Origin of the sequence: Actinomadura terrae (assembly GCF_022751215.1) — a bacterium.
Taxonomy (GTDB): domain Bacteria; phylum Actinomycetota; class Actinomycetes; order Streptosporangiales; family Streptosporangiaceae; genus Spirillospora; species Spirillospora terrae.
Window position 1 is genome coordinate 56,209 of sequence record NZ_JAICDG010000001.1, and the last position, 23,452, is coordinate 79,660.

General features: G+C 73.3%; 24 protein-coding genes. 7 read left to right on the forward strand and 17 right to left on the reverse strand.

What is annotated here, in order from left to right; genetic code table 11:
* Positions 1–2: 2 nt before the first annotated feature.
* Positions 3–1,433 carry an aldehyde dehydrogenase family protein gene (locus K2F47_RS00245; protein ID WP_242900603.1) on the forward strand — a complete coding sequence of 477 codons (1,431 nt, stop codon included), beginning with the start codon at positions 3–5 and terminating at the stop codon, positions 1,431–1,433.
* Positions 1,426–2,280 (forward strand): aldehyde dehydrogenase family protein, encoded by an 855-nt coding sequence (locus tag K2F47_RS00250; protein ID WP_242900604.1) that lies wholly within the window; start codon positions 1,426–1,428, stop codon positions 2,278–2,280. Before K2F47_RS00245 ends, K2F47_RS00250 begins: the two co-directional genes overlap by 8 nt.
* Here the strand turns inward: K2F47_RS00250 and K2F47_RS00255 are convergent.
* Positions 2,249–3,409 (reverse strand): hypothetical protein, encoded by a 1,161-nt coding sequence (locus K2F47_RS00255; protein WP_242900605.1) that lies wholly within the window; start codon positions 3,407–3,409, stop codon positions 2,249–2,251. The two genes, K2F47_RS00250 and K2F47_RS00255, sit on opposite strands and share 32 nt — an antisense overlap.
* Positions 3,410–3,440: 31 nt before the next feature.
* Between K2F47_RS00255 and K2F47_RS00260 the strand changes: the two genes are divergently transcribed.
* Both K2F47_RS00260 and K2F47_RS00265 read left to right on the forward strand, forming a co-directional pair.
* Entirely contained in the window at positions 3,441–3,692 is a 252-nt protein-coding gene (locus K2F47_RS00260) for a DUF2630 family protein (protein WP_242900606.1), read from the forward strand.
* Between the two features lie 13 nt (positions 3,693–3,705).
* Positions 3,706–4,605, forward strand: coding sequence for an LLM class flavin-dependent oxidoreductase (locus K2F47_RS00265; protein ID WP_242900607.1), 900 nt, complete (start codon positions 3,706–3,708; stop codon positions 4,603–4,605).
* Between the two features lie 23 nt (positions 4,606–4,628).
* Here K2F47_RS00265 and argS read toward each other — a convergent pair whose 3' ends face one another.
* The 6 genes from argS to K2F47_RS00295 form a co-directional block, all read right to left on the reverse strand.
* The gene (gene argS, locus K2F47_RS00270; RefSeq protein ID WP_242900608.1) at positions 4,629–6,374 is read right to left on the reverse strand and encodes an arginine--tRNA ligase; all 1,746 of its coding nucleotides are present in this window, start codon (positions 6,372–6,374) and stop codon (positions 4,629–4,631) included.
* Positions 6,375–6,420: 46 nt separating this feature from the next.
* Positions 6,421–7,632 (reverse strand): phosphate acyltransferase PlsX, encoded by a 1,212-nt coding sequence (plsX, locus tag K2F47_RS00275; RefSeq protein WP_372490799.1) that lies wholly within the window; start codon positions 7,630–7,632, stop codon positions 6,421–6,423.
* A gap of 169 nt (positions 7,633–7,801) precedes the next feature.
* Positions 7,802–8,209 (reverse strand): hypothetical protein, encoded by a 408-nt coding sequence (locus K2F47_RS00280; protein WP_242900609.1) that lies wholly within the window; start codon positions 8,207–8,209, stop codon positions 7,802–7,804.
* Between the two features lie 70 nt (positions 8,210–8,279).
* Positions 8,280–8,660 carry a hypothetical protein gene (locus K2F47_RS00285; RefSeq protein WP_242900610.1) on the reverse strand — a complete coding sequence of 127 codons (381 nt, stop codon included), beginning with the start codon at positions 8,658–8,660 and terminating at the stop codon, positions 8,280–8,282.
* Positions 8,657–9,523, reverse strand: coding sequence for an alpha/beta fold hydrolase (locus K2F47_RS00290; RefSeq protein ID WP_242900611.1), 867 nt, complete (start codon positions 9,521–9,523; stop codon positions 8,657–8,659). Before K2F47_RS00290 ends, K2F47_RS00285 begins: the two co-directional genes overlap by 4 nt.
* Positions 9,520–10,299 carry a DUF998 domain-containing protein gene (locus K2F47_RS00295; protein WP_242900612.1) on the reverse strand — a complete coding sequence of 260 codons (780 nt, stop codon included), beginning with the start codon at positions 10,297–10,299 and terminating at the stop codon, positions 9,520–9,522. Before K2F47_RS00295 ends, K2F47_RS00290 begins: the two co-directional genes overlap by 4 nt.
* 390 nt (positions 10,300–10,689) lie before the next feature.
* Between K2F47_RS00295 and K2F47_RS00300 the strand changes: the two genes are divergently transcribed.
* Positions 10,690–12,006 (forward strand): KamA family radical SAM protein, encoded by a 1,317-nt coding sequence (locus K2F47_RS00300; protein WP_242900613.1) that lies wholly within the window; start codon positions 10,690–10,692, stop codon positions 12,004–12,006.
* Positions 12,007–12,061: 55 nt separating this feature from the next.
* Here the strand turns inward: K2F47_RS00300 and K2F47_RS00305 are convergent, their stop codons facing one another.
* The 3 genes from K2F47_RS00305 to K2F47_RS00315 all read right to left on the reverse strand — a co-directional run bounded on the left by K2F47_RS00305 (position 12,062) and on the right by K2F47_RS00315 (position 14,438).
* The gene (locus tag K2F47_RS00305; protein ID WP_242900614.1) at positions 12,062–12,568 is read right to left on the reverse strand and encodes a YbhB/YbcL family Raf kinase inhibitor-like protein; all 507 of its coding nucleotides are present in this window, start codon (positions 12,566–12,568) and stop codon (positions 12,062–12,064) included.
* A gap of 117 nt (positions 12,569–12,685) precedes the next feature.
* Positions 12,686–13,477, reverse strand: a complete 792-nt coding sequence (locus K2F47_RS00310; RefSeq protein WP_242900615.1) for an ABC transporter ATP-binding protein — start codon at positions 13,475–13,477, stop codon at positions 12,686–12,688.
* On the reverse strand, positions 13,470–14,438 hold the full coding sequence (locus K2F47_RS00315; protein ID WP_242900616.1) for an ABC transporter permease: 969 nt from the start codon (positions 14,436–14,438) through the stop codon (positions 13,470–13,472). The genes K2F47_RS00310 and K2F47_RS00315 overlap by 8 nt, the downstream gene beginning before the upstream one ends.
* A gap of 152 nt (positions 14,439–14,590) precedes the next feature.
* Here K2F47_RS00315 and K2F47_RS00320 point away from each other — a divergent pair, with 152 nt between their 5' ends.
* On the forward strand, positions 14,591–16,138 hold the full coding sequence (locus K2F47_RS00320; RefSeq protein WP_242900617.1) for a bifunctional phosphatase PAP2/diacylglycerol kinase family protein: 1,548 nt from the start codon (positions 14,591–14,593) through the stop codon (positions 16,136–16,138).
* A 172-nt stretch (positions 16,139–16,310) separates the two neighbouring features.
* The gene (locus K2F47_RS00325; RefSeq protein WP_242900618.1) at positions 16,311–16,535 is read left to right on the forward strand and encodes a DUF6158 family protein; all 225 of its coding nucleotides are present in this window, start codon (positions 16,311–16,313) and stop codon (positions 16,533–16,535) included.
* A gap of 12 nt (positions 16,536–16,547) precedes the next feature.
* Here the strand turns inward: K2F47_RS00325 and K2F47_RS00330 are convergent, their stop codons facing one another.
* The 7 genes from K2F47_RS00330 to K2F47_RS00360 all read right to left on the reverse strand — a co-directional run bounded on the left by K2F47_RS00330 (position 16,548) and on the right by K2F47_RS00360 (position 23,448).
* A complete protein-coding gene (locus tag K2F47_RS00330) occupies positions 16,548–17,312 on the reverse strand; it encodes a hypothetical protein (RefSeq protein WP_242900619.1) in 765 nt (254 codons plus the stop codon).
* On the reverse strand, positions 17,309–18,451 hold the full coding sequence (locus tag K2F47_RS00335; RefSeq protein WP_242900620.1) for a glycosyltransferase family 4 protein: 1,143 nt from the start codon (positions 18,449–18,451) through the stop codon (positions 17,309–17,311). The genes K2F47_RS00330 and K2F47_RS00335 overlap by 4 nt, the downstream gene beginning before the upstream one ends.
* The gene (locus tag K2F47_RS00340) at positions 18,451–18,813 is read right to left on the reverse strand and encodes a hypothetical protein (protein WP_242900621.1); all 363 of its coding nucleotides are present in this window, start codon (positions 18,811–18,813) and stop codon (positions 18,451–18,453) included. Before K2F47_RS00340 ends, K2F47_RS00335 begins: the two co-directional genes overlap by 1 nt.
* Positions 18,810–19,538 (reverse strand): hypothetical protein, encoded by a 729-nt coding sequence (locus tag K2F47_RS00345; RefSeq protein ID WP_242900622.1) that lies wholly within the window; start codon positions 19,536–19,538, stop codon positions 18,810–18,812. Before K2F47_RS00345 ends, K2F47_RS00340 begins: the two co-directional genes overlap by 4 nt.
* A gap of 10 nt (positions 19,539–19,548) precedes the next feature.
* A complete protein-coding gene (locus tag K2F47_RS00350) occupies positions 19,549–20,721 on the reverse strand; it encodes a glycosyltransferase (protein ID WP_242900623.1) in 1,173 nt (390 codons plus the stop codon).
* The gene (locus K2F47_RS00355) at positions 20,718–21,698 is read right to left on the reverse strand and encodes an NAD-dependent epimerase/dehydratase family protein (protein WP_242900624.1); all 981 of its coding nucleotides are present in this window, start codon (positions 21,696–21,698) and stop codon (positions 20,718–20,720) included. The genes K2F47_RS00350 and K2F47_RS00355 overlap by 4 nt, the downstream gene beginning before the upstream one ends.
* A 106-nt stretch (positions 21,699–21,804) precedes the next feature.
* Positions 21,805–23,448, reverse strand: a complete 1,644-nt coding sequence (locus K2F47_RS00360) for an ABC-F family ATP-binding cassette domain-containing protein (protein WP_242900625.1) — start codon at positions 23,446–23,448, stop codon at positions 21,805–21,807.
* Between the last annotated feature and the right edge of the window lie 4 nt (positions 23,449–23,452).

Sequence of the window (23,452 nt, forward strand, 5' to 3'; positions counted from 1 at the left end):
TCATGGTTTTCGAGTACGCGCCCGCGCCCGAGTCGGCCGCGATCGTCGACGTCCGGCCGTCCTACGGGCTGTTCGTCGGCGGGGAGTTCGTCGACGGGCACGGCGAGCCGTTCAAGTCCGTCAACCCCGCCGACGAGACCGTGCTGGCCGAGATCGCCCGCGCCGACGAGGGCGACATCGACCACGGCGTCGCCGCCGCGCGCACCGCGTTCGAGAAGGTGTGGGGGCCGATGCCCGGCGCCGAGCGCGCCAAGTACCTGTACCGGATCGCGCGGATCGTGCAGGAGCGGTCGCGGGAGCTGGCCGTGCTGGAGTCGATCGACAACGGCAAGCCGATCCGGGAGTCGCGCGACGTGGACGTGCCGCTCGTCGCGGCGCACTTCTTCTACTACGCCGGGTGGGCCGACAAGCTCGGCCACGCCGGGTTCGGGCCCGACCCGCGCCCGCTCGGCGTCGCGGGGCAGATCATCCCGTGGAACTTCCCGCTGCTGATGCTGGCCTGGAAGATCGCCCCCGCGCTGGCCTGCGGCAACACGGTCGTGCTCAAGCCCGCCGAGACGACGCCGCTCACCGCCCTGCTGTTCGCCGAGATCTGCCAGCAGGCCGATCTGCCGCCCGGCGTCGTGAACATCGTCACCGGCGCGGGCGACACGGGCCGCGCGCTCGCCGAGCACCCGGGGGTCGACAAGGTCGCCTTCACCGGGTCCACCGAGGTCGGACGGCAGATCGCCCGGTCGGCGGCGGGTACCGCCAAGCGGCTCACGCTGGAGCTGGGCGGGAAGGCCGCCAACATCGTGTTCGACGACGCGGCGCTCGACCAGGCCGTCGAGGGCGTCGTGAACGGGATCTTCTTCAACCAGGGGCACGTGTGCTGCGCCGGGTCGCGGCTGCTTGTCCAGGAGTCGGTCGCGGACGAGCTGCTGGAGCGGCTCAGGGCCCGCATGGCCACGCTGCGCGTCGGCGACCCGCTCGACAAGAACACCGACGTCGGCGCGATCAACTCCGCCGCGCAGCTCGCCCGGATCAGGGAGCTGGCCGACGCGGGGGAGGCCGAGGGCGCGGAGCGCTGGTCGCCGCCCTGCGAGCTGCCCCCGCAGGGGTTCTGGTTCGCGCCGACGGTGTTCACCGGCGTCGCGCAGTCGCACCGGATCGCGCGGGAGGAGATCTTCGGGCCCGTGCTGTCGGTGCTGACGTTCCGCACGCCGGAGGAGGCCGTCACCAAGGCCAACAACACCCCCTACGGGCTGTCGGCCGGGATCTGGTCGGAGAAGGGCTCCCGCGTCCTCTGGACGGCGCAGCGGCTGCGCGCCGGGGTCGTGTGGGCCAACACCTTCAACAAGTTCGACCCGGCCTCCCCGTTCGGCGGCTACAAGGAATCGGGGTTCGGCCGCGAGGGCGGACGCCACGGACTGGAGGGCTACCTCGATGCCTGACCGGCTCAGCGTCCGCAAGACCTACAAGCTCTACATCGGCGGCGCGTTCCCGCGCTCGGAGTCGGGCCGCTCGTACCCGGTGAGCGACCCCAAGGGGAACTTCGTGGCGAACGCGTCGCAGGCGTCCCGCAAGGACGTGCGGGACGCCGTCGTCGCCGCGCGCAAGGCGTTCGGCGGCTGGTCGGCGCGGACGGCCTACAACCGCGCCCAGATCCTCTACCGCGTCGCCGAGATGCTGGAGGGGCGCCGCGCCCAGTTCGTCGACGAGCTGCGCCAGGCCGGGCTGGGCAGGTCCCAGGCCGCCGCCGAGACGGACGCCGCCGTCGACCGCTGGGTCTGGTACGCGGGGTGGGCCGACAAGCTCGCCGCCGTCACCGGCTCCGCCAACCCCGTCTCCGGGCCCTTCTTCAACTTCTCCACGCCGGAGCCGACGGGCGTCGTCGCGGTCGTCGCGCCGGACTCGCCGCTGCTCGGGCTCGTCTCGACGGTCGCGCCCGCGATCGTGTCCGGCAACACGGCCGTCGTGGTCGCCTCCGAGCCCGCGCCGCTCGCGGCGGTCACGCTCGCCGAGGTGCTGGCCACCTCCGACCTGCCGGGCGGCGTCGTCAACATCCTGACCGGACGCCGCGCCGAACTGGCGCCCTGGCTCGCGTCCCATATGGACGTCAACGCGATCGACCTCACCGGCGTGGACGACGAGCACGTGCAGGGGCTCCAGCAGGCGGCGGCGGAGAACCTCAAGCGCGTGCTGCGCACCGCGTCCGACGGCTGGGCCGCCGCCCCCGGAACCGAGCGCATGACCGCGTTTCTGGAGGTCAAGACCGTGTGGCATCCCATGGGGATCTGACCGCCGATTGGACGTTGACATTGCGGCGGGTGTGTAGAGCGTCACGAAGTGTGGAATAGATCTCCCCGTAACTGATCATCACTGGGGGGAGATCAGTGCCTACCAAGACCGCATCGCGCACGACGTCGAGCCGAGGTACGGCTAGTCGTGCGAAGAGCACATCAGCGAACAAGTCCACGGCCGCCAAGAAACCGGCCGCCAAGCGGACGACGGCCGCCAGGTCGTCGGCCTCGCGGACCACCGCGAGCCGCTCGACGGCGCGCAAGCCCGCCGCCAAGCGGACGAGCGCCGCGTCGAGCCGCACGTCCTCGACGGCGGCGACACGGGTCACCAAGGCCGCGAGCCAGGCCAAGGCCGCCGCGACGCAGATGAAGTCGGTGGCGACCAAGGCGTCCACGTCGGCCAAGGCCATGACCGCCATGACCAAGGCGATGACGACCGCGACCAAGGCGATGACCGACGCCGCCAAGGCGATGGACTCGGCGGCCAAGGTCATCACGACCACGGCCAAGTCGACCACGCGGGCGGGCGGCACGAGGTCCACGAGGTCCACGAGGTCCGCGACCTCGAAGTCGACGGGCGGCAGAAGCTCGACGGCGAAGTCGGGGACCTCGCGCGGCTCGTCCAGGACGTCGGCCGCGAGCCGGTCCCGCTCGACGGCGACCAGCCGGGTCGGCACGTCGAGGTCGACGGCCGCGCGCAAGCCGGCCGCGTCGCGGGCGAAGACGTCCACGGCGCGCAAGACGACCGCGGCGGCCAAGCCGAAGTCGTCCGGCACCAAGGCGACGTCGCGCGCGACCACGAGCCGGTCGCGGACGGCGGCGGCCCGCTCGGGCACGTCCCGGGCGAGCACCGCGTCCGCGCGGACGAGCGCCGCCAAGCCGAGGGCCACGGCGCGCCGGACACCGGCCCGCCGCACGGCGTCGTCCGCGACGGCCGCGTCCGCGACGGCCCCGGCCTCCGAACCGAAGCCGAGCCCGGGGTCGCTCCAGCACTCGACGAGCAGCGACGGCGGGTTCCTGTCCGGCCTGACCAGCGCCGCCGACCGGAGCCGCTGAGCGGAGCCCCCGCCCCGGCCCCCGCACCGGGGGATCGCGGGACGGGGCTCTGCCGGAGTCCGGCCACGCATGAGGAGTCCGGCTACGCACAGGGGGAGCCCGATGGACGAGAAGGAGATCCTGGAGCGCATCACCGAGTACGTCGGCGAGGAGCAGCGGCTCCGCGACCGCTACCAGCACGACGAGCTGGGGCGCGAGGAGGAGCACGCGCGGCTGGAGCGGCTGGAGGTCGCCCTCGACCAGTGCTGGGACCTGCTGCGCCGCCGCCGCGCGCGGCTGGAGGCGGGGCTGGACCCGAGCATCGAGGACGCCGGTCCCCGGCCGCCCGACGAGGTCGAAGGCTATCTACAGTGACGGGCCGGCTCCCGTGACCGCTGGACGGCGGTTGCGCTTCGGCCTGTCCCTCACGCCCGACGCGTCCCGCCCGCTGCTGCGGATCGCGCAGGACGCGGACCGGTACGGGCTCGACCTCCTCGGGATCGGCGACCAGCCGTACCGGCGCGGCACCGCCGACGCGCCCGCGCTGATGGCGGCCGTACTGGCGACCACGTCACGGATCCGGGTGCTCCCGGCGGTGGCGTGCCTGCCGCTGCGCCCGCCCGCCGCGCTCGCCAAGGCCGTCGCCACGATGGACCGCACCAGCGGCGGCCGCGTCCTGCTCGGCCTCGGCGCCGGACGGCACTGGGACGGCATCGAGGCCTACGGCGGCGCGCGGCTGCCCGCGGCCGCCGCCCGGCGCGCGCTGGAGGAGGCCGTCCAGGTCATCCGGCTGCACTGGAGCGACCAGCGGGGCCTCCGGTTCCAGGGCGAGCACTACCGGTTCGCCGCCGGGCAGTCCGGGCCCGCGCCGGAGAACCCGATCCCGATCTGGCTCGGCGTCACCGGGCCGCACGGCATCGCGCTCGCCGGACGCGTCGCCGACGGCTGGATCGCGCCGTCCTCGCTCGTCCCGCCCAAACGGCTCGCGGACGGGCGGCGCCGCCTCGACGACGCCGCTGCCGCCGCGGGCCGCGACCCCGCCGAGATCCGGCGCGTCTACGTCCTGGAGGGGACGATCGCGGTCCGCGAGTCCCGGGGCTTCCTGCACGGCCCGGCCCGCCAGTGGGTGTACGAGCTGACCGAGCTCGCCGTCGGGCACGGCGTGGACGCGTTCCTGTTCGGCGGCGACCCCGACCAGCTCGCGCCGTTCGCGCTGGAGATCGTCCCGGCCGTCCGGGAGAAGGTCGCGCGGGAGCGGACGGCGACGGCCGCCCCCGCACACCGCTGACCCGCGCGCGGCCCGCGACGGCGCTACATGCGCTCCGGGGTCGGGACGCCGAGCAGGTCGAGCCCGGCGACCATCGTGCGCAGCGTCGCCGCGCACAGCGCCAGCCGGGACGCCCTGGTCTGCTCGTCGGGCGCCTTCAGCACCGGGCAGTTCTCGAAGAACCCGGTGTAGGCCTGGGCCAGCTCGAACAGGTAGCCCGCGAGCCGGTGCGGCTCGCAGGTCTCGCCCGCCTGCGCGACGACCGCCGCGAAGTCCAGCAGCTTCAGCGCCAGCGCCCGCTCGGCCTCGTGCCCGATCACGATCGGGCCCGTCGCCGACTCGGGGTCGACGCCGCCCTTCCGGAAGATCGACCGGATCCGCACCGTCGCGTACTGGAGGTAGGGCCCGGTCTTGCCGTGGAAGGAGATCATCCGGTCGAAGTCGAAGACGTACTCGCTGTCGAGCGCCACCGACAGGTCGGCGTACTTGACCGCGCCGACCCCGACCGCCTCGACGATCGCGGCGCGGGTCGCCGCGTCGAACGACTCGTCGTGCGGGATCTCGTCGAAGGCCGCGCCCGCCCGCTCGACGGCCTCGTCGACCAGCTCCGACAGCTTGACGGTGCCGCCCGCCCGGGTCCGCAGGATCTTGCCGTCGGTGCCGAGGACGTTGCCGATCTGCGCGTGCACGGCCGCGACGTCGTCGCCGAGCCAGCCCGCCATGCGCGCGACCGCGAACACCATCTGGAAGTGCAGCGACTGCGGCGCGCCGACGACGTAGACCATCCGGTCGACGTGCTCGGTGTCGACCCGGTACCGGATGGTCGCGAGGTCGGTCGTGGAGTAGTTGTAGCCGCCGTCGCGCTTGCGGATGATCACCGGGAGCGGCTCGCCCTCCCGGCCGGTGAACCCGGGTGGGAACGCGCACAGCGCACCGTCGCTGACGACCGCGATGCCCTTGTCCTCAAGCTCGGCGACCGTCGGGGCGAGCAGGTCGTTGTAGAAGCTCTCGCCCTTGATGTCGTCGTCGGTGAGCGTGACGCCGAGCCGTCCGTAGACCTGGTTGAAGTACCGCTTGGAGACCTCCACGAGGATCCGCCACAGCCGCAGCGTCTCGGGGTCGCCCGCCTGGAGCGCGACGACCCGCGCCCGCGACCGGTCGGCGAACGCGGGGTCCGCCTCGAACTTGCCCCGCGCCGCCTGGTAGAACGCGGTCAGGTCGCTGACGGAGGAGTCGTCCCGCGCGGCGGCGTCCTCGCCGAGGTCGAGCAGGTGCTCGATCAGCATGCCGAACGGGGTGCCCCAGTCGCCGACGTGGTTGTCGCGGACCACCTCGTGCCCGAGGAAGGCGAGGATCCGGGCGATCGCGTCGCCGACGATCGTGGTCCGCAGGTGCCCGACGTGCATCTCCTTGGCCACGTTGGGCGAGGAGTACTCCACGACGATCTTCTGCGGCTTGTCCGCGGGGGGGACGCCGAGCCGCTCGTCCTCCAGCGCCCGCTGCGTCCGCGCGGCGATCCAGCCGTCGCTGAGCGTCAGGTTGATGAACCCGGGGCCGCTGACCTGGACCTCGGAGATCACGTCCGCGGTGTCGAGGTTCGCGACGATCTCCTCGGCGACCTCTCGCGGCGCGCGGCCCAGCTTCTTGGCCAGCGGCAGCGCCACGTTGGCCTGAAGGTCGGCGAACTGCGACGGCCGGATGACCGGGTCGGCGTCCGCGTACGACGGTCCGAAGGCGGCGCTGAGCGCGGCCTGGACCCGGGCGGCGAGTACGAGTTGCGGAACGGACATGCCCCAAGGTTATCGGCGCGACCCCGGCAGCCTGGAACGCATTTCGTCATTCACCCGAACGCCGCTGCTCGGACGCGGCCTCCCCGTCCGCGGCGCCGGGGGAGGGCTCCTCGGCGGCGCCCCCGTCCTGCGACGGCTCGGCCGGGGGGACGGTGGGGTTCTCGCCGGTGTCGCGCTCGCCGTGCGTCCAGCGCCCGAAGCGGGACGTGCGGGTCGCGGCGACCTGCTCGCGGATGCGCTCGACGATGTGCCCGGCCGCGAGCCGGTGCGCCAGCTCGCACGCCGAGGTGATCGCGCGGGCGCGCGACCCGCCGTGCGCGATCACCACGGTCCCGTTCAGGCCGAGCAGGACGCCGCCGCCGTAGCTGTCGGGGTCGAGCCGGTCGCGCAGTTCCTGGAGCCTGCGCCGCTGGAGCAGCGCGCCCATCCGCGCGGCCGGGGACGCGGTCATCGCGGCGCGGATCTCGGTGAACGCCGTCCGGATCGTGCCCTCCATCGTCTTCAGCGCGACGTTGCCGGTGAAGCCGTCGGTCACGATCACCTCGACCTCGCCGGCCAGCAGGTCGTGCCCCTCCACGTTCCCGGCGAACTCGACGCCGTGGTGGCCGCCCGCGAGCAGCTCGTGCGCCCGCCGGGTGACCTTGTCGCCCTTGCCGGGCTCGACGCCGATCGTCAGCAGCCCGACCCGGGGCCGCTCCACCTCCAGCAGGATCCGCGCGTAGGCGGTGCCGAGTGCCGCGAACTGCACGAGGCCCTCGGGCTTGACGTCCACGGTGGCGCCCGCGTCCAGCAGGATCGTCGGGCGCGGACGGGTCGGCAGCGTCACCGCGATCGCGGGCCGCAGCACGCCCTGCTGGCCCTTCAGCCGCAGCCGCGCGGTCGCCACGACCCCGGCGGTGCTGCCCGCCGACACCAGCGCCGACGCCCGGCCCTGCTTGATCAGGTGGCAGGCGATCGCGACCGACGAGCGGGGCTTGCGGCGGCTGGCGAGCGCGCCCTCGCCCATGTCGAGCGCCTCGTCGGCGTGCACGATCGGGATCTGCCCGGTGAAGCCGTGCCGCTCCAGCTCGCGGCGGATGCCCGGTGCCTGCCCCACCAGCACCAGCCGGACGCCGTGCGCGCGGACGGCCTCGACCGCCCCCGCGATGATCTCGCCGGGGGCGTGGTCGCCGCCCATCGTGTCGACCGCGACGGGCAGCGGCCTGACCGCCTCCCGGCGGGCCGCCTGCGGGCGCGACGGCCCGCCCTTGCCGGTCATGGCCGCTCCAGGAGGGTGAAAGGACGTGATGTGCCGCAAGAACGCAGCTCATCGAATCGTAGGACGTCCCGGCACCCGGCCTGCCAACAACCGCGGTGTCCGCGGCCCGGCGGTGGTGAACGGCGCTGGTGGCCGACGCCGCCGACCGACGCTGGTGGCCGACGCTGTGTCAGCCGGACTCGTGCGCGCAGTCGGCGCCCAGGCACGGCGCGTTCTGCACCACCGGCCTGCCGCCCACGAGGATCGTGTAGTACGCCTTGCCGTTGCCGCTGTCACCGCTGCCGAGCACCCGCACGTCCTTCGCGTCGGTGGTGGTGCCGGTGCAGGCCGCGCGCAGCCGGTGCTTCGTCCAGCCGGGCAGGTCCCCGCACTTCAGCGGGGACCGCAGCGTGACGCCGCGCGACTGGAGCTCGGCGGCGGCCGTCGCGGGCAGCGCCTCGCGCAGCGCCGCCTGCGTCTTGTACTTCAGCTCGGCCCCGCTGGTGAGCACCAGGTAGGCGATGCCCGCGCCCACCAGGGCGAGCACGAGCAGCGCGGCCGGGCCCAGCGTCAGGACTCTCTTGCGACTGATCTCCACACGCAGTAAGTCACCCTGGGTGTGGGGTGATATGCACAGAGTGCCGATCTTTTCCCCCGATCATGCGATCTCATGGGGATCGGTCGCAGCCGTCGCCGAGGCAGTGCTGGTTCAGCACCTGCCGCCCGGCGACGGTGATGACGTAGGTCTCGCGCGGGCGGGCGGTGTCGGCGTCCGCCGCCACGCCCGTCACCGCCACCGGCTCACCCGTGCTGGTCTTGGCCGTGCACGCGACGTGCACCACCGAGGAGCCCGAGTCGCGCGTCTCGCAGTGCGGACGCGCCTTCAGCTCGATCCCGCGGTCCCGGAGCTCGGTGGCGACGCCGTCGGTGACGGCGTTGTTGTACGAGCCGTCCGAGATGCGCTGCATGACCTTGCAGCCGGGCAGGGCCAGCGCCGCCGCCAGCACCAGCACAGCGACCAGCAGCAGCCGCCTCACCCCGGCGCTCACCCCGCGGCCTCCGCCGGGTGCCCCAGCACGGTCGCGACGGCGTCGGCGACCGCGTCGGGGCGGTCGAGCTGCACCATGTGGCGCGCGTCCGGCAGCTCGACCTGGCTCCCGTGCGGGCTCATCCCGGCGAGCCGGCGATGCCCCTCCGCCCACTTCCGGGCCTCGTCGCCGCCGACGTCGCCGAGCGCGGTCAGCACGACCAGCGGGACGGGCGGGAACGGCCGCCGCTTCCGCACGTCCTCCAGGTCGGCGGCCATCTCCCGGTAGGCGGCCTCCTCCGCCACCACCGTGCCGAGGACGGTCCCGCGCCCGTAGACCGAGCGGACGACCTCGGCCGGGACCGGCTCGTCCCGGACGCTGGTGCGCTTCAGGACGAGCCGCCGCCCCAGCGGCCCGACGATCCGGGAGAGCCGCGTCACACCGAGCAGCGCGCCCGCCGCGGTCGCGACCGGCGTCACCAGCGGCGAGAACCGCACCGGGACGCGGGGGTCGTGCTCGCAGCTCGGATCGACGAGCACCAGCCCCTGGACGAGCTCCGGCCGCAGCCGGGCCAGCGCCTCGGCGTGGAAGGCGGCCATCGAGTGGGCGACCAGCGTCACCGGCCGCCCGGCCCGCTCGGCGAGCGCCGCGAGCACGCCGGTGTCGCGGCGCAGCGACGGCGGCGCCTGCGCGGCCGGGCTCAGCCCGAGCCCGGGCCGGTCGAAGACGATCACCCGGTGCCGGTCGCGGAGCAGGTCGGTGCTGGGCCGCCAGTCGAACCAGGCCCCGCCGAGCCCGGAGCCGACCAGCAGCGGCGGGCCGCCGGGCGGGCCCTCCTCCACCACGTGCACCTGCTCGCGCCCGGCGTAGACGATCTCGGTCACAGCACCGTCTTCTCTCGTTCGGACGCGGCGGACGAGGCGGCGCGCGCCGCGTCCCGCCGGTCGGTGTACAGGGCCCAGGCGATGGTGAGCAGGCCCAGGCACAGGATGCTGATCTGGATGCGCTGGATGATCCCGAGCCACTGCCCGAGGTACATCGCCAGCAGCGTGCCCAGCGCGAACACGGCCTCGGCGAGCGCGAGCGGCCAGCCCCAGCGGGCGAGGGCGGGCCACCAGCCGTAGCGGCGGGCGGCCATCGACAGCGTGAACAGCGCGACCACCCCGCAGATGATCACAGCGCCGCTCGTCACCGAGTGGAACTCGTGCGAGAACGACACGTTCTCCGAACGCTCCTTGAGCGCGCACCACGTCTGGAGGCTGGGCGCGCAGTCGAGCGGGAACGCCGCGTCGCCGATCGCGCACACGCCGAACAGCCCGAGGAACGCCCAGCCGGTCGTGGCGAGCCTCGGGCCGCGCAGCTTGCGCAGCGCCCCGATCGACACCATGATCGTCAGTATTCCGGTGACGAGGTCGCCGCCGCCGTAGACCAGGTGGAAGGGCTGGTCGGACGCCGAGAGTTCGCTCACATAGCCGTTCACGCCGTCCAGCTTCGGGCTGAGCAGGTGCTCCAGCAGGAACGTCCCGTAGGAGACGGCGGCGATCACGGCGAGGACGATCACCCACAGCGGGACGGTTCCGGGGCCGCGGCCGCCGGCCCCGCCGTCGCGACTGTCGGCGTGACCGTCGGCGTGGCCCTCAGCCTGACTGCCAGCGTCCATCCAGCCCCCTCGCGCCGCCTGGTTCCGCCCCTACACCAGTAAATCCGAAACATCGCAGGGACTGTGACCCGAGGCAAGCTTTCCGGAGTATCCCCTGGACGTGGCCCCGCCACAGCCGTACCAGGACCGACAAGTGAACATGGCGCGATCCCGGGCCGTGAGGTTGACGTCCCGTAGTCGTTGAACAACCGGCGGGCCGTCCACGATGATGTCGAGGCGATTTGTCGGGATCGTCGTGACCAGCTTCTTCGTACTCTGGAGGGGGTATCAACTCGTAATGAACCGCCCCAAAATAGACCTAAGGGGGTGTCCATCGGTCCTGAGCTCACCGTCCGTGACGACACGCCCCGGGGTGCGTCTTCCCCCGCTGACTTCAAGGAGTACCAACACGTGACACTGGTGAACGACGCGGCTCCCGCAGTGCGATCCACAGGTCGCAAGTTCCGCGCCTTCACGGCGAAGCACCTCGACGAGCTCACCGCTCGCGCGGGGCTGTCGCCCGCACAGCGGCTCGCGACCCGGGCGGTGGCCACGGTCCTGCCGTTCCGGACCAACTCCTACGTCATCGATGAGCTCATCGACTGGTCGGCCGCGCCCGACGACCCGATGTACCGGCTGGTCTTCCCGCAGGAGGACATGCTGCCCGCCGAGGACGTCGCCCACCTGTCCGACCTGCTGCGCCGGGAGGCCCCGAAGGCCGAGGTCGAGGCAGCCGCGCACGCGGTGCGGATGCGGCTCAACCCCCATCCGGCCGGGCAGCTGGAGCTCAACGTCCCGAGCTTCGGGGACGGCAAGATCCCCGGGATGCAGCACAAGTACGACGAGACCGTCCTGTACTTCCCCAAGCAGGGCCAGACCTGCCACGCCTACTGCACCTACTGCTTCCGCTGGGCGCAGTTCGTCGGCGAGGCCGACCTGAAGATGGCCGGCGACGACGTCACGGCGCTGCGCGACTACCTGGTCTCGCATCCCGAGGTGACGAGCGTGCTGTTCACCGGCGGCGACGCCATGATCATGGGCGAGCCGGTGCTGCGCCGCTACATCGAGCCGCTGCTGGACCTGGAGCAGCTCGAATCGATCCGGATCGGCACCAAGTCACTCGCGTACTGGCCGCAGAAGTTCGTCACCGACCCCGACGCCGACGACATGCTGCGGCTGTTCGAGCAGGTCGTCGAGTCGGGCAAGAACCTCGCGTTCATGGCCCACTTCACCCATCCGCGCGAGCTGGAACCGCTGATGGTCGCCGAGGCGTGCCGCCGCATCCGCGACACCGGCGCGGTCATCCGCACCCAGGCCCCCCTGATCCGGACGATCAACGACGATCCCGGGGTCTGGGAGAGCATGTGGCGAACGCAGACCCGCATGGGCCTCGTGCCCTACTACCTGTTCGTGGAGCGCGACACAGGCCCGCAGGACTACTTCGCCGTGCCGCTCGCCCGCGCCTACGAGATCTACCGGGACGCCTACAAGAACATCTCGGGGCTGGCCCGCACCGTCCGGGGCCCGTCCATGTCCGCCACGCCCGGCAAGGTCTGCGTGGACGGCGTCGTCGACCTGTTCGGCGAGAAGGTGTTCGCGCTGCACTTCATCCAGGCGCGCGACTCCGAACTGGTCGGCAAGCCGTTCTTCGCCCAGTACGACCCGAACGCCGTCTGGCTGGACGACCTGAAACCCGCGTTCGCCGACCGCTTCCCGTTCGAGCAGTGACGTCCGTGGCGTGTTCGCCTCCCCACGGCGGACACGCCACCCGACACGTCAGGTCCTAGACGCCGTACTCCGGGACGATCACCGCGCGCGCGAGCGTGTGCGCGGTGATGTTGAAGCCCACGGCGGCGGGGGAGGTGTCGGAGTCGATGCCGAGCGACTCCACGTCCAGCGCGTGGACGGTGAACACGTAGCGGTGCGGGTCGCCGGGCGGCGGGGCGGCCCCGCCGAACTCCTTGGTGCCGTAGTCGTTGCGGGCCTGGACGCCGACCGTGGAGTCCCCCGCCCCCGCGCCCGCGGGCAGTTCGGTGACGTCCGCGGGGATGTCGAACAGCGACCAGTGCCAGAAGCCGCTGCCGGTGGGCGCGTCGGGGTCGAAGCAGGTCACCGCGAAGCTCTTGGTCTCGGGCGGGAAGCCCGTCCAGCGCAGGTGCGGGGAGGTGTTCCCGCCGGCGTAGACCTGCGCGTCGGAAAGGCGCTCCCCGTCGGCCACGTCGTCGCTGGCGACGGTGAACGACGGGACCTCGGGCAGGAACTCGTGCGGCAGCGGCGGCCTCGCGGCCATGGGTGACCTCCTTGTCGGCGGGACGGCGCGCCGCCCCGGCTGGCTGGCGTGGTTTCAGCGGCCGAGTCTATTCACGCCGCCGCACCGTCCCGGCCCGGGGGGCGGGACGTGATCGCCCTACTTGCCGGTGGCGGCGGTGTAGGCGGCGATGACCTCGGCCGGGTCGCCGTCCATGTGCATGCGGCCCTCGTCGATCCAGATGACGCGGTCGCAGGTCTCCTTGACCACGTCGAGCTGGTGGGCGACCAGGAACACCGCGCCCGCCTCGCGGCGCAGCTCCTCGATCCGGCGCTTGCTCTTGACCTTGAACTTGGCGTCGCCGGTGGCGAGCGCCTCGTCGATCAGCAGCACGTCGTGGGTCTTGGCGGCGGCGATCGCGAACCGGAGCCGGGCGCCCATGCCGGAGGAGTACGTCCGCATGGGGTACTGGATGAAGCCCTCCTTGAGCCCGGCGAAGTCGACGATCTCCTTGTACTTGGCGCGGGTCTCCTGCGGGGACATGCCCATCGCCAGGCAGCCGAGCACGATGTTGCGCTCGCCGGTGAGGTCCTTCATCAGGGCGGCGTTGACGCCGAGCAGCGAGGGCTGGCCGTCGGTGTAGACGCCGCCGCTGTGCGGGGGCAGCAGCCCGGCGATCGCCTTCAGCAGCGTGGACTTGCCGGACCCGTTGGTGCCGATGATCCCGACGGCCTCGCCGCGGTAGACCACGAACGACAGGCCCTTGATCGCGTGCACCTCGGTCATCGAGGGACGGCTCTCGCGCTTCAGGACGCGGGAGAACGCGCTGGCCGCGTTGCCCTTGCCGCCCGCGCCGAACACCCGGTAGATGATGTGCAGGTCGTCCACCACCACGATCGGCTCGCGGTTCGGGTCGATCCGGACGGCATCGCGGACCTTCGTGTCAGCCACGGCCGTAACGCTCCTCGGCACGGTAGAAGAACAGGAACCCGCCGACCAGCACGATCCCGGCCCAGGCGACGGCGTAGAGCCACAGCTGGGACGTCGAGACGAGGTCCTGCTTCTCGACGTAGCCGCGGTACTCGCCGAGCAGCGCGTTGCGGCTCAGCTCCGTGTAGACGTAGCCGGGGTTGGCCTTCAGCAGCTCGGCGGCCCACTGGTGGTGGTCGAGCTTGGACCCGGGCTTCATCAGCGACGGCAGGCTGAAGATCACGCCGGACAGGTACAGCCACGTCCGCATGACGAACGGCAGCAGCTGCGTGATGTCCCGGTTGAACGCGCCGATCCGCGCCACGACCAGGCTCGCGCCGACGTTGAACATCAGCTGGAGGACCAGGACGGGCAGGAACAGCGTCATGTGGAGGGTGATCGGCTCGCCGAACCCCACCACGATCGCGAGCAGCACCACCAGCGACAGCAGCAGCTGCTGGAGCTCCACGACCGCGATCGCCAGCGGCAGCGTCGCGCGCGGGAAGTGCAGCGCGCGGATCAGCGACAGGTTGTCGCCGACCGACTTGGAGCCGGAGGTGATCGAGCGCTGCGTGAACCCGAACATGAACACGCCCGTCACCAGGAACGGAAGGTAGTCGGGAATGGCGCCGCGACCGCTCAGCAGCACACCGAAGATCAGGAAGTACACCGCGACGTTCAGCACCGGCGTCAGCAGCTGCCACAGCTGGCCGAGTCGCGATTCGGTGTACATGGAGATGTTCTTGGCCGACGCGAAAGCCCAGATGAAGTTGCGCCGGGCCCACACCTCTTGGAGGTACTTGCGCAGCGGGGGGCGCGCCGCGCTCTGCTTCAGCCCATACCGTGCGGCGTAGGCGGCCAGCGTGTCGTTCACGTGAGGAGGCTCCGCGATCGTGCCGACCGACTCGCCACCCAGGGAACCGAGCCGTTCCGGGTGACTCATGCCGGGAAGCCTATTGCAGCCGACGATGTGTGAGCGACGTTCGCCCGCATGTGACCCCCGATTTGAGATCTTTACGGAATCATGTCGTCTACACGGGGGATACCCCCGTCATGCGCGTCAACCATCGTGGGTCCCCCCGTCGGTCACCGTCCGTGTCGATCGGGCGGGTGCCGCCCGGGCCGCGCCGGCGTCCGTCCGCGCGGGTGCTGCTGGACCGCCTCGGACGTGCCGACCGGCAGGCCTTCGACCGGGTGGCGTCCGCGCGGCTGCCCGGGCTGGAGTACGTGCTGCCCCGGCTGTCCCGGCTCGCCGATCACGGAGTGCTGTGGTTCACCACCGCGGGTGTGCTCGGCCTCGGCCGCCGCACCCGGCCGAGGCGCGCGGCGCTGCGCGGGGCGCTCGCGATCGCGGCGGCGAGCCCGGCCGTGAACATCGTCGGCAAGCAGGCGTTCCGCCGCAAACGCCCGGTCGTCGACCTGGTGCCGCCGATCCGGATCCGCTGGAAGCCGCCGACCTCGCACGCGTTCCCGTCCGGGCACTCGGCGTCGGCCGCCGCGTTCGCGACCGGGGTCGCGCTGGAGGCGTCGCCGCTGGTCGCGGCGCCGGTGGCGGTGCTGGCGGCGGCGGTCGCGTTCTCCCGCGTCTACACGGGCGCGCACTATCCGGGCGACGTGCTGGCCGGGGTGGGGATCGGCGTGCTCGCCGGGTTCGGGACGCGGCTGGTGTGGCCCGCCCGCCCTCCGGCGGCGCGCGTGAGCCGCACCGAGAGCGAGCAGGCCCAGGTCAACGAGGACGGGCGGGGGCTCGTCGCGGTCGTCAACCCGGGCTCGGGCGACGGCTCGGCCGGCATCCTGCCCAGCAACGCGGAGCTGGCGGTCTCGCTGCTGGAGCTCGAACTCCCCGCCGCGGAGATCGTCCGGATCGAGCCCGACGAGGACGTCGACAAGGTCTTCGAGCGGGCGGCGGAGCGGGCGTCCGTGCTCGGCGTCGTCGGCGGCGACGGCACGGTCAACGTGGGCGCCAGGGCGGCGCTGAAGCACGACGTCCCGCTCCTGGTCGTCCCGGGCGGGACGTTCAACCACTTTGCCAAGGCGCACGGCGTCAACGACCCCCGGGAGGCGGTCGCCGCCTACCGGAACGGCCAGGTCGGACGGGTGGACGTCGCCTACGTGGCGCCCGCGTCCGCCCCCGACGAGGAGCAGATCTTCCTCAACACCGCGAGCTTCGGCGCCTATACCGAGCTGGTCGACCGCCGGGAGCGGCTGGAGCGGCGGCTCGGCAAGTGGCCCGCGACGGCGGTCGCGGCCGTCCGCACGCTGCGGCACTCCGAGCCGGTCGAGGTGGTCATGGACGGCCGCGAGCACCGCGTCTGGCTGGCGTTCATCGGCAACTGCGCCTACGGGGCGCGCGGCGCCGCGCCGAGCTGGCGGAAGCGGCTCGACGACGGGCGGCTGGACGTCCGCGTGGTCGCCACCGGACGGCGCGTCCCGAGGGTCCGCGCGGTCGTCGCGGTGGTGGTCGGGCACCTGCCCCTGATCCCCGGTTACCGTGCGTGGCGGGCGGGCGGCCTGGAGCTGGCGACTCCGGACGGCGCGCTCCGCCTGGCCCGCGACGGCGAGGTGTCGTCACTCCCCGGAGCCGTCCGCGTCGGCAAGCACCCGAGGGCGCTGCGCGTTCTGCGTTCGGCCGAGGGCTCTTGAGGTTCCCGCAGAATTCAGGCGTCCGTCACCTGGCCCCCGGAGCGGCGGCGGCGGGTTTGCCGCCGCCGCTCCGGGTAAGGACCGACCGAATCACCCCGGACCGAATCGATCCGGACCGTACGACCCGGAACGAATCACCCCCGACCGCTTCGTTGGGAAAGGGCAGCGCTTCATGACGACGACGGGAATCGACCCTGGCGAGCTCGGTGACGACGACCTGTTCCGCGAGCTGAGCAGCCTGTACCAGACGCGCCTGGACGCCCTCAGGCACGCCGCCGACCAGGCGTACGGGGAGCACACCCGCCGGATGAACGAGCTGGAGGCCGAGTACCTGCGCAGGCATCCGGCCCGCGAGATCGACCCCGAGCGCCTGCGCGAGGGCGCCCGCGCCCGCTGACCCCGCCCGGGGTCAGGAGTTCGCCCGCGCGTGCGCCGCGCGGGCGAACTGGTCGTCGAGGCTGCGGGGGAACGGCACCATCCGGTGCATGTCCCGCCAGGGCGCGAACTGCCGGACGGCGTTGAACCCGGCCGCCGTGATGATCCGCGAGACGAGCGGGCCGGGCGGGCACGCGGGGTAGACGTCCAGGTGCTCGATGCCGGGCGGCAGCCGGTCCGGGCGGCGCGGCGAGGCCAGCGTGATCGCCGGGTGCCGATGCTCCAGCCGGGCCATGTCCCGCGCGTAGGAGACGAGGTCCCGGACCTCCGCCTCGGGCCCGCCGTGGACGATCAGCCAGCCCTCCACGTCCACGGGCTCGGCCGGGGGGTCGGTCAGCGTCAGCGGCGCGACCTCGTCGGAGACGGTGCGCAGGTACGCCTCGTGCTCCGCCTCCAAGGGCTCCATCACGTACGTCCGGTGGAAGCGGGGCGGGACGGCGGGCAGCCGCGTCCGGTAGACGTCCCAGCGGAGCCTGCGCGCGAGGTGCGTGACGCGGACGCCCTCCGGGAGCCGCAGCTCGCCTTTCAGACCGGCCGGGAACGCGTCGACGACCAGCTCGTCCGCGGCAAGACCGTCGAGCGAGGCGCGGACCGTCCAGCCGCCGGTGATCCGGGGGTCGGCGGCGTGCGGCGAGTCGGTCACGACCGTGATCTCGCCGTCCCATGCGAGCGTGTGGGCGGCGGCGCGCAGCCGCGTCAGGTGGCCGAGCCCGTCGCCGCGCGCGTAGCAGACGATCAACGGACCTCCTGGAGCACCGCCAGGTATCCGGCGGTCTCCCTGGCCGGGGTGAAGTCGCGGCGGATCCGCTCGGCGCCCGCCGCGCCGAGCCTCGCCAGCTCCCCGGTGCCCGCGCGGGCGGCGCGGTCGATCGCGGCGCGGCAGGCGTGCGCGTCGCCCGCCGGGAACGTGTAGCCGATCGCGTCGTCGGCGACGTCGGCGAGGCCGCCCGCGTCCGAGGCCAGCAGGGGGATGCCGAGCGCCGCCGCCTCCAGCGCCACGTTCGGCATCCCGTCGTAGAAGGACGGCAGCGCCACCAGGTCGCAGCTCGCGTACACGCCGGGCAGGTCGTAGCGTTCGAGGAAGGGCAGGAACGAGTGCGGGACGGTGTCCTTGCGTTCGGCCAGCCACCGCGTGACGACGTCCTCCACCTCGCCGACCAGCAGCAGGTGGAACGCGTCCGAGTGCCCGGACGCGGCGAGCGCGTCCAGGAAGAACCCGACGCCCTTCTTGTTCTTGAGCTGGCCGATGACGCCGATCGTGCGCCGTCCCGGCTCGACGTTGTCGGCGCGCCAGGCGGTGCCGCGCGCCCGCTCGGACGGCAGCACCCGCCACTGCCCGGTGTCCACGCTGTTCGCGACGAACGTGACCGGTGCGTCCGGCGCCAGCGCCGCCACCAGTGGCGCGTGCGAGCGGGCGACGACGCAGACGCGGGCGGAGGAGCGCAGCGCGTCGGCCAGCACCCCGCGCCGCCGCAGCGAGAACACGCCGACGTCGATGTCGTTGCCGCGCAGCAGCGTGATCAGCGGCGCGTCCAGCAGCCGGGCGAGGACGGGCGCCGCGAGCATCGAGTACGTGCCGCCGAACCCGGCGACATGGGTGTAGGCGCGGGTCAGGCCCTCGGCGGTGAGCGTCGTCCAGAGGCGGCGGAGCGCGTGCTCGGGGTCCTCGCCGAGCGGCGCGGTCAGCAGCCGCCCGCCGTTCTCCCGCGTCACCGTCCAGGGGCGGTCGCGCCGCGTGAGGTACGCGATGTCCACCCCGGCTCCGGCGGCCCGCAGCCCCCGCACGATCCGGTCGCAGGACTGCGCCATCCCGCCCTGGCTGGGGGGATAGTGCTCGGTGACCCACAGGACATGCGCCGCGGTTGAATCGTCCGCCATCAGCTGTCCACGAAGCCGGTGTCGTGGCCCGGGTCGAAGTCGCCCTCGCCGTAGGAGTAGCCGTCGCCGGGGTTGAACGCGCCCCGGTCGTACTCGTTGAACGAGGAGTACCAGGCGGGGTCGCTGTAGGCCTGCGAGCTGCGCTCGTAGTAGCGGCGCCGGTACCCGCTCGTCCAGGACGGGTCGTAGGGCTCAGCCTCCCCGCCGTACTCCTGCGCGGACACGCACTCGGGGCAGAGCCCGCCCTGCTGCGCCCCGTGCCGGTCGCAGACCGGCCGCGAGCACTGCGGACAGGACGCGACGGCCGCGCGCCCGCAGTGGGCCAGCACGAAGAACCCGGTCGTGACGGTGCAGGGGATCATGAGGTCCTCCTCGGGGCGGCCGGGGCCGTCCACCGGAACGGCTCGGTCGACAGCAGCAGGACGCCCTCGGTCAGCTCGGCCCCGGTCCGCTCGCCGACGATCTTGGCGTCGGTGCGGATCACCACCCGCTCCCCGCTCTGCTTCACCCGCACCTTGATCCAGCCGGGCGGCGGCGTCGCCGGGCGGTGCACGGCCGCGCCCTTCGGCAGCCGCCGCACCACCCGGACCAGGTGCGTCGAGCGCGTCTTGCGCTTCATCTTGACCTTGCCGCGCGGGTTGCGCTTCTTCACCAGCCGCTTGCGGACGAGCTCGGTGACCGACAGCTCCAGGACGCTGCCGTCGCGCAGCTCCGCGCGCATCCGCAGCCACGGGTCGGTGACCCACGTCTGCTTGATCGACAGGACCGGGCGCCGGGCGGGCACGTCCACGGTGGGCCCGTGCTTGTCCTTGGCGTCGGTGCCGCGCAGATCGGCGGCGACCGACAGCACCCCGCCGGGACGCATGTCCGCCGCCATGATCCGCAGCAGCGGCACCACCACCTCCCGCACCCGCTCGGGCGGCGCCCACTTGCGCCGCCGGACGTGCTCGTGGTGCGCGCCGAGGCTCGCGATCACCGGCTCCCACTCGTCCCGCCGCAGCGAGGCCGTGCAGCCCCGCTCCAGCACGAGCGCCCGGTGCAGCGGATGGAACCGCTCGATGGCAGCGCGCTGCTTACGCCAGAACATGACCGACCCCCTACCGATCCCCGAGCTGATCCGACGCGGTCGTCTCGCGGTACACCTGGGCCAGCAGGGCGCGCGACCGCGCCCAGGTCAGGCCCTCCTCGACCCGCGTCCGGCCCCTCCGGCCCATCGCGGCCGCCTCCTCCGGGTACTCCAGCAGGATCCGGACGGCCCGCGCCAGCTCGGCCGGACGGTCCGCCGGGACGAGCCGCCCGTGCTCCCCGTCGGCCATCAGCTCGCGCACCGCCGGCAGGTCCGAGGCGACGACCGGGACGCCCGCCGCCATCGACTCGATCACCTTCAGCGGCGCGCAGCCCTGGTCGAGGTTGCGCGCGCACCCGGTCAGCGGCGCCGCCGACACCGCCGCGTGCGCGAGCCACGCCGCGACCTCGCGGTGCGGCAGCTCGAACCGCCACTCCGTCCGCGCGGCGACGCCGAGCCGCTCCGCCATCCGCCGCACCGGTTTCGCCCGCCGCTCCGGCACGGACGCGCACACCACCAGCCGCAGGTCCGGCAGGTCGGCGAGCCGCGCGAACGCGCGCATCAGCACGTCCAGGCCCTGCCACGGCTGGAGGGCGCCCACGTAGACGATGTACCGCTCGGGCGCGTCCGGGGGTTTCGCGGACGGCTCGGGCACCTCGGCGCCGTTCGGCACGAGCCGGATCCTCGCCTCGGGCACGCCGAGCCCGCGCACGGCCGCGCCGATGATCCGCGACGGGACCACGACCGCGTCGCTGCGGCCCAGGCAGTACCGCTCCAGCTCGCGGACCTTGCCGAGCGTCTCCCGCGACGCCCACGGCCAGGTGTGCGCCATCTCGATCGACGGGAGCCCGTTGACCTCGTAGACGACGCGGTGGCGGCGCCCGTCCGCGACGGCGGGCAGCGCGCTCCACGGGTCCCGCACGTGGCAGACCTCCAGCGTCTCCCGGTGCGGCTCCAGATGGTCCGCGACCCACGCCGAGTACGCCTCGGCCCGGTCGATGAGGTTCGGGACCGCCGCGTCGAACCGCGCGATCTCCCGGCTCCCCTCCCGCTGGTAGCGCGGCAGGGCGGGATCGCCGAGGACGCCGAGCAGCCCGCCGCCGAAACAGCCGAACAGCTCCTCGGCCATCTGCGCGATGTGCACCGCCGAGCCCTTGCTCGACGGGAAGCGGTCGAACGCGAAGTACGCCGCGCGGTGCCTCACACCCGCACCTCCTGCGCCCGCTTCGGCTGGGGCTGCTGCGCCCGCAGCGCCCGGTGCCAGGCGATCTGGTCGGCGAGCCCCTCGGCCAGGCCGGTGCGGGCCGTCCAGCCGAGCAGCCGCGCCGCCCGGCCGGGATCGGCCCAGGTGCGCGCCGCGTCCCCGGCCACCGGCGCCTTCCGCCGGATCTCCGGCCGCACCCCGAGCACCCCGGTCAGCATCCCGATCGCCGACCGCACCGCGACGGCCTCGGGATGCCCGACGTTCACCGCGATCCCCGGCGGCAGGTCGGCCCCGGCCGCCGCGAGCGTCGCCGCGACCACGTCGGCCACGTGCGTGAACGACCGCGACCGGCGGCCGTCGCCGAACACCGGCAGCGGGCGGCCGTCCAGCGCCGCCTCCACGAACCGGTGGAAGGCCATGTCGGGCCGCTGCCGGGGTCCGTACACCGAGAAGTACCTGAGCAGGACGGTCCGCAGCCCGTCCCGCGCCGCGAGCCCCGCGAGCCGCTCGACCTCCACCTTGCTCACCGCGTACGGGCTCGCCGGGTGCAGCGGGTCGTCCTCGCGGTTGGGCCGGTGCCCGGCCGACCCGTACACCGACGAGCTCGACGCCACGATCACCAGCGGCCGCGCCCGCCGGTTGGCGCAGGCGGCCAGCAAACGCCCGGTCGCGAGGACGTTGTCGCGCTCGGCGGCGGCCCGTCCGGCGCCCCACGAGCTGCGCACCCCGGGCCGCCCCGCCAGATGGACGACGACGTCGGCGGCGGCCAGCCGCTCCAGCCCGTCCGCCGCGAGATCGGCCTCCAGGCCGGTGACCCCGGGACGCGCGGTGACCTGCTCCCACGTCCGCCGGGCGAGGTCGGGCGCGGGCGAGCGGACGAGCGCGTCCACGGCGAGCACCTCGTGCCCCGCGTCCGCGAACGCCTCCGCCACATGGCTGCCGACGAACCCCGCAGCCCCCGTCACCACGACCCGCACCCGGGCACCCTACACATCCCACGCAACCCTTGAATACCCGCAGATCAGGCCCAATCCAGCGAGGGACGTCCTTACCGACCGTCCGCACCCGTGCGCCGTGCGTCAGTCAACGGGGACGGGCCACCCGCGCCTCGGTCCAGACCGGATCGGGGGACTCGTAGACGGAGCCGTCGGCGCCGAAGACCAGGAACCGGTCGAAGGAGCGGGCGAACCAGCGGTCGTGAGTCACCGCGACGACGGTGCCCTCGTAGGACTCCAGGCCCTCCTGGAGGGCTTCGGCGCTGGCCAGGTCCAGGTTGTCGGTGGGCTCGTCCAGCAGGAGGAGGGTGGCACCGCCCAGCTCCAGCAGCAGGATTTGCAGGCGGGCCTGCTGGCCGCCCGACAGGGTGTCGAAGGGCTGCTCGGCGCAGTACTGGAGCTCGTAGCGGGCCAGCGCGTTCATCGCGTCGTTGCGCAGCCGCGCGTGCTCGGTCATGACGATCTCGCACGGCGTGCGCCCGGCCAGGTCCGGCCGGGCGTGGGTCTGCGCGAACAGGCCGGGGAGCACGCGGGCGCCGAGGCGGGCCACGCCGGTGTGCGCGACGGGCTCCACCGGCGTCGCGCCCCGGGGGAGGGCGTCGGCGACGGCGGCCAGCAGCCGCAGGAAGTGCGACTTGCCCGATCCGTTGGAGCCGAGGACCGCGACGCGCTCGCCGTACCAGACCTCGGCGGACAGCGGCCGCATCAGCCCGGTCAGCTCCATGTCCTCGCAGATCACGGCGCGTTTCCCGGTGCGGCCGCCGCGCAGCCGCATCTTGATGCTCTGGTCGCGCGGCGGGACCTCCGGCGGCCCGGCCTCCTCGAACTTGCGCAGCCGCGTCTGGGCCGCCTGGTAGCGGGACGCGAGCCCGTCGTTGTAGGACGCCTTGTTCTTCAGCATCAGCACGAGCTGCTTCAGCTTCGCGTGCTCCTCGTCCCAGCGGCGGCGCAGCTCCTCCAGCCGCTCGTTGCGGTCGCGGCGCGCCTCGGCGTAGGTCGCGAACCGGCCGCCGTGCACCCAGCTCCGGCCCGCCTCCACGGTCACGATCCGGTCGGCGGCGCGGTCGAGCAGCTCGCGGTCGTGCGAGACCAGCAGCACGGTCTTGGGCGTCTCGCGCAGCCGCTCCTCCAGCCACTGCTTGCCCGGGACGTCGAGGTAGTTGTCGGGCTCGTCCAGCAGCAGCACCTCGTCGGGGCCGCGCAGCAGGGCCTCCAGCACGACCCGCTTCTGCTCCCCGCCCGACAGCGTCCGCACCTCCCGCCACCGGCACCCGTCGTAGGGGACGCCGAGGGCCGCGACGCAGCACGCGTCCCACAGCACCTCGATCTCGTAGCCGCCCGCGTCGCCCCACCCGCCGAGCGCGGTCGCGTAGCGCAGCTGGGTCGGCTCGTCGTCGCGCTCCATCATCGCCAGCTCGGCCGCCTCCACCGCCGCCGCGGCCTCCCGGACGCGGGGTGGCGCCACCGACAGCAGCAGGTCGTGCACGGACGAGGCGTCCCGCACGTTCCCGACGAACTGCCGCATCACGCCGAGGCCGCCGCTGTGCGCGACCGTCCCCCGCTGGGGCGCGAGGTCCCCAGCGATCAACCGGAGCAGGGTCGTCTTCCCGGCGCCATTTGGGCCGACGAGCGCCGCCGTGACGCCCTCGCCCACCCGGAACGACACGTCGTCCAGCAGGACGCGGCCGTCCGGCAGCGCATGGCCGACATGGCCGACCTCCACGTGCCCCACGGCT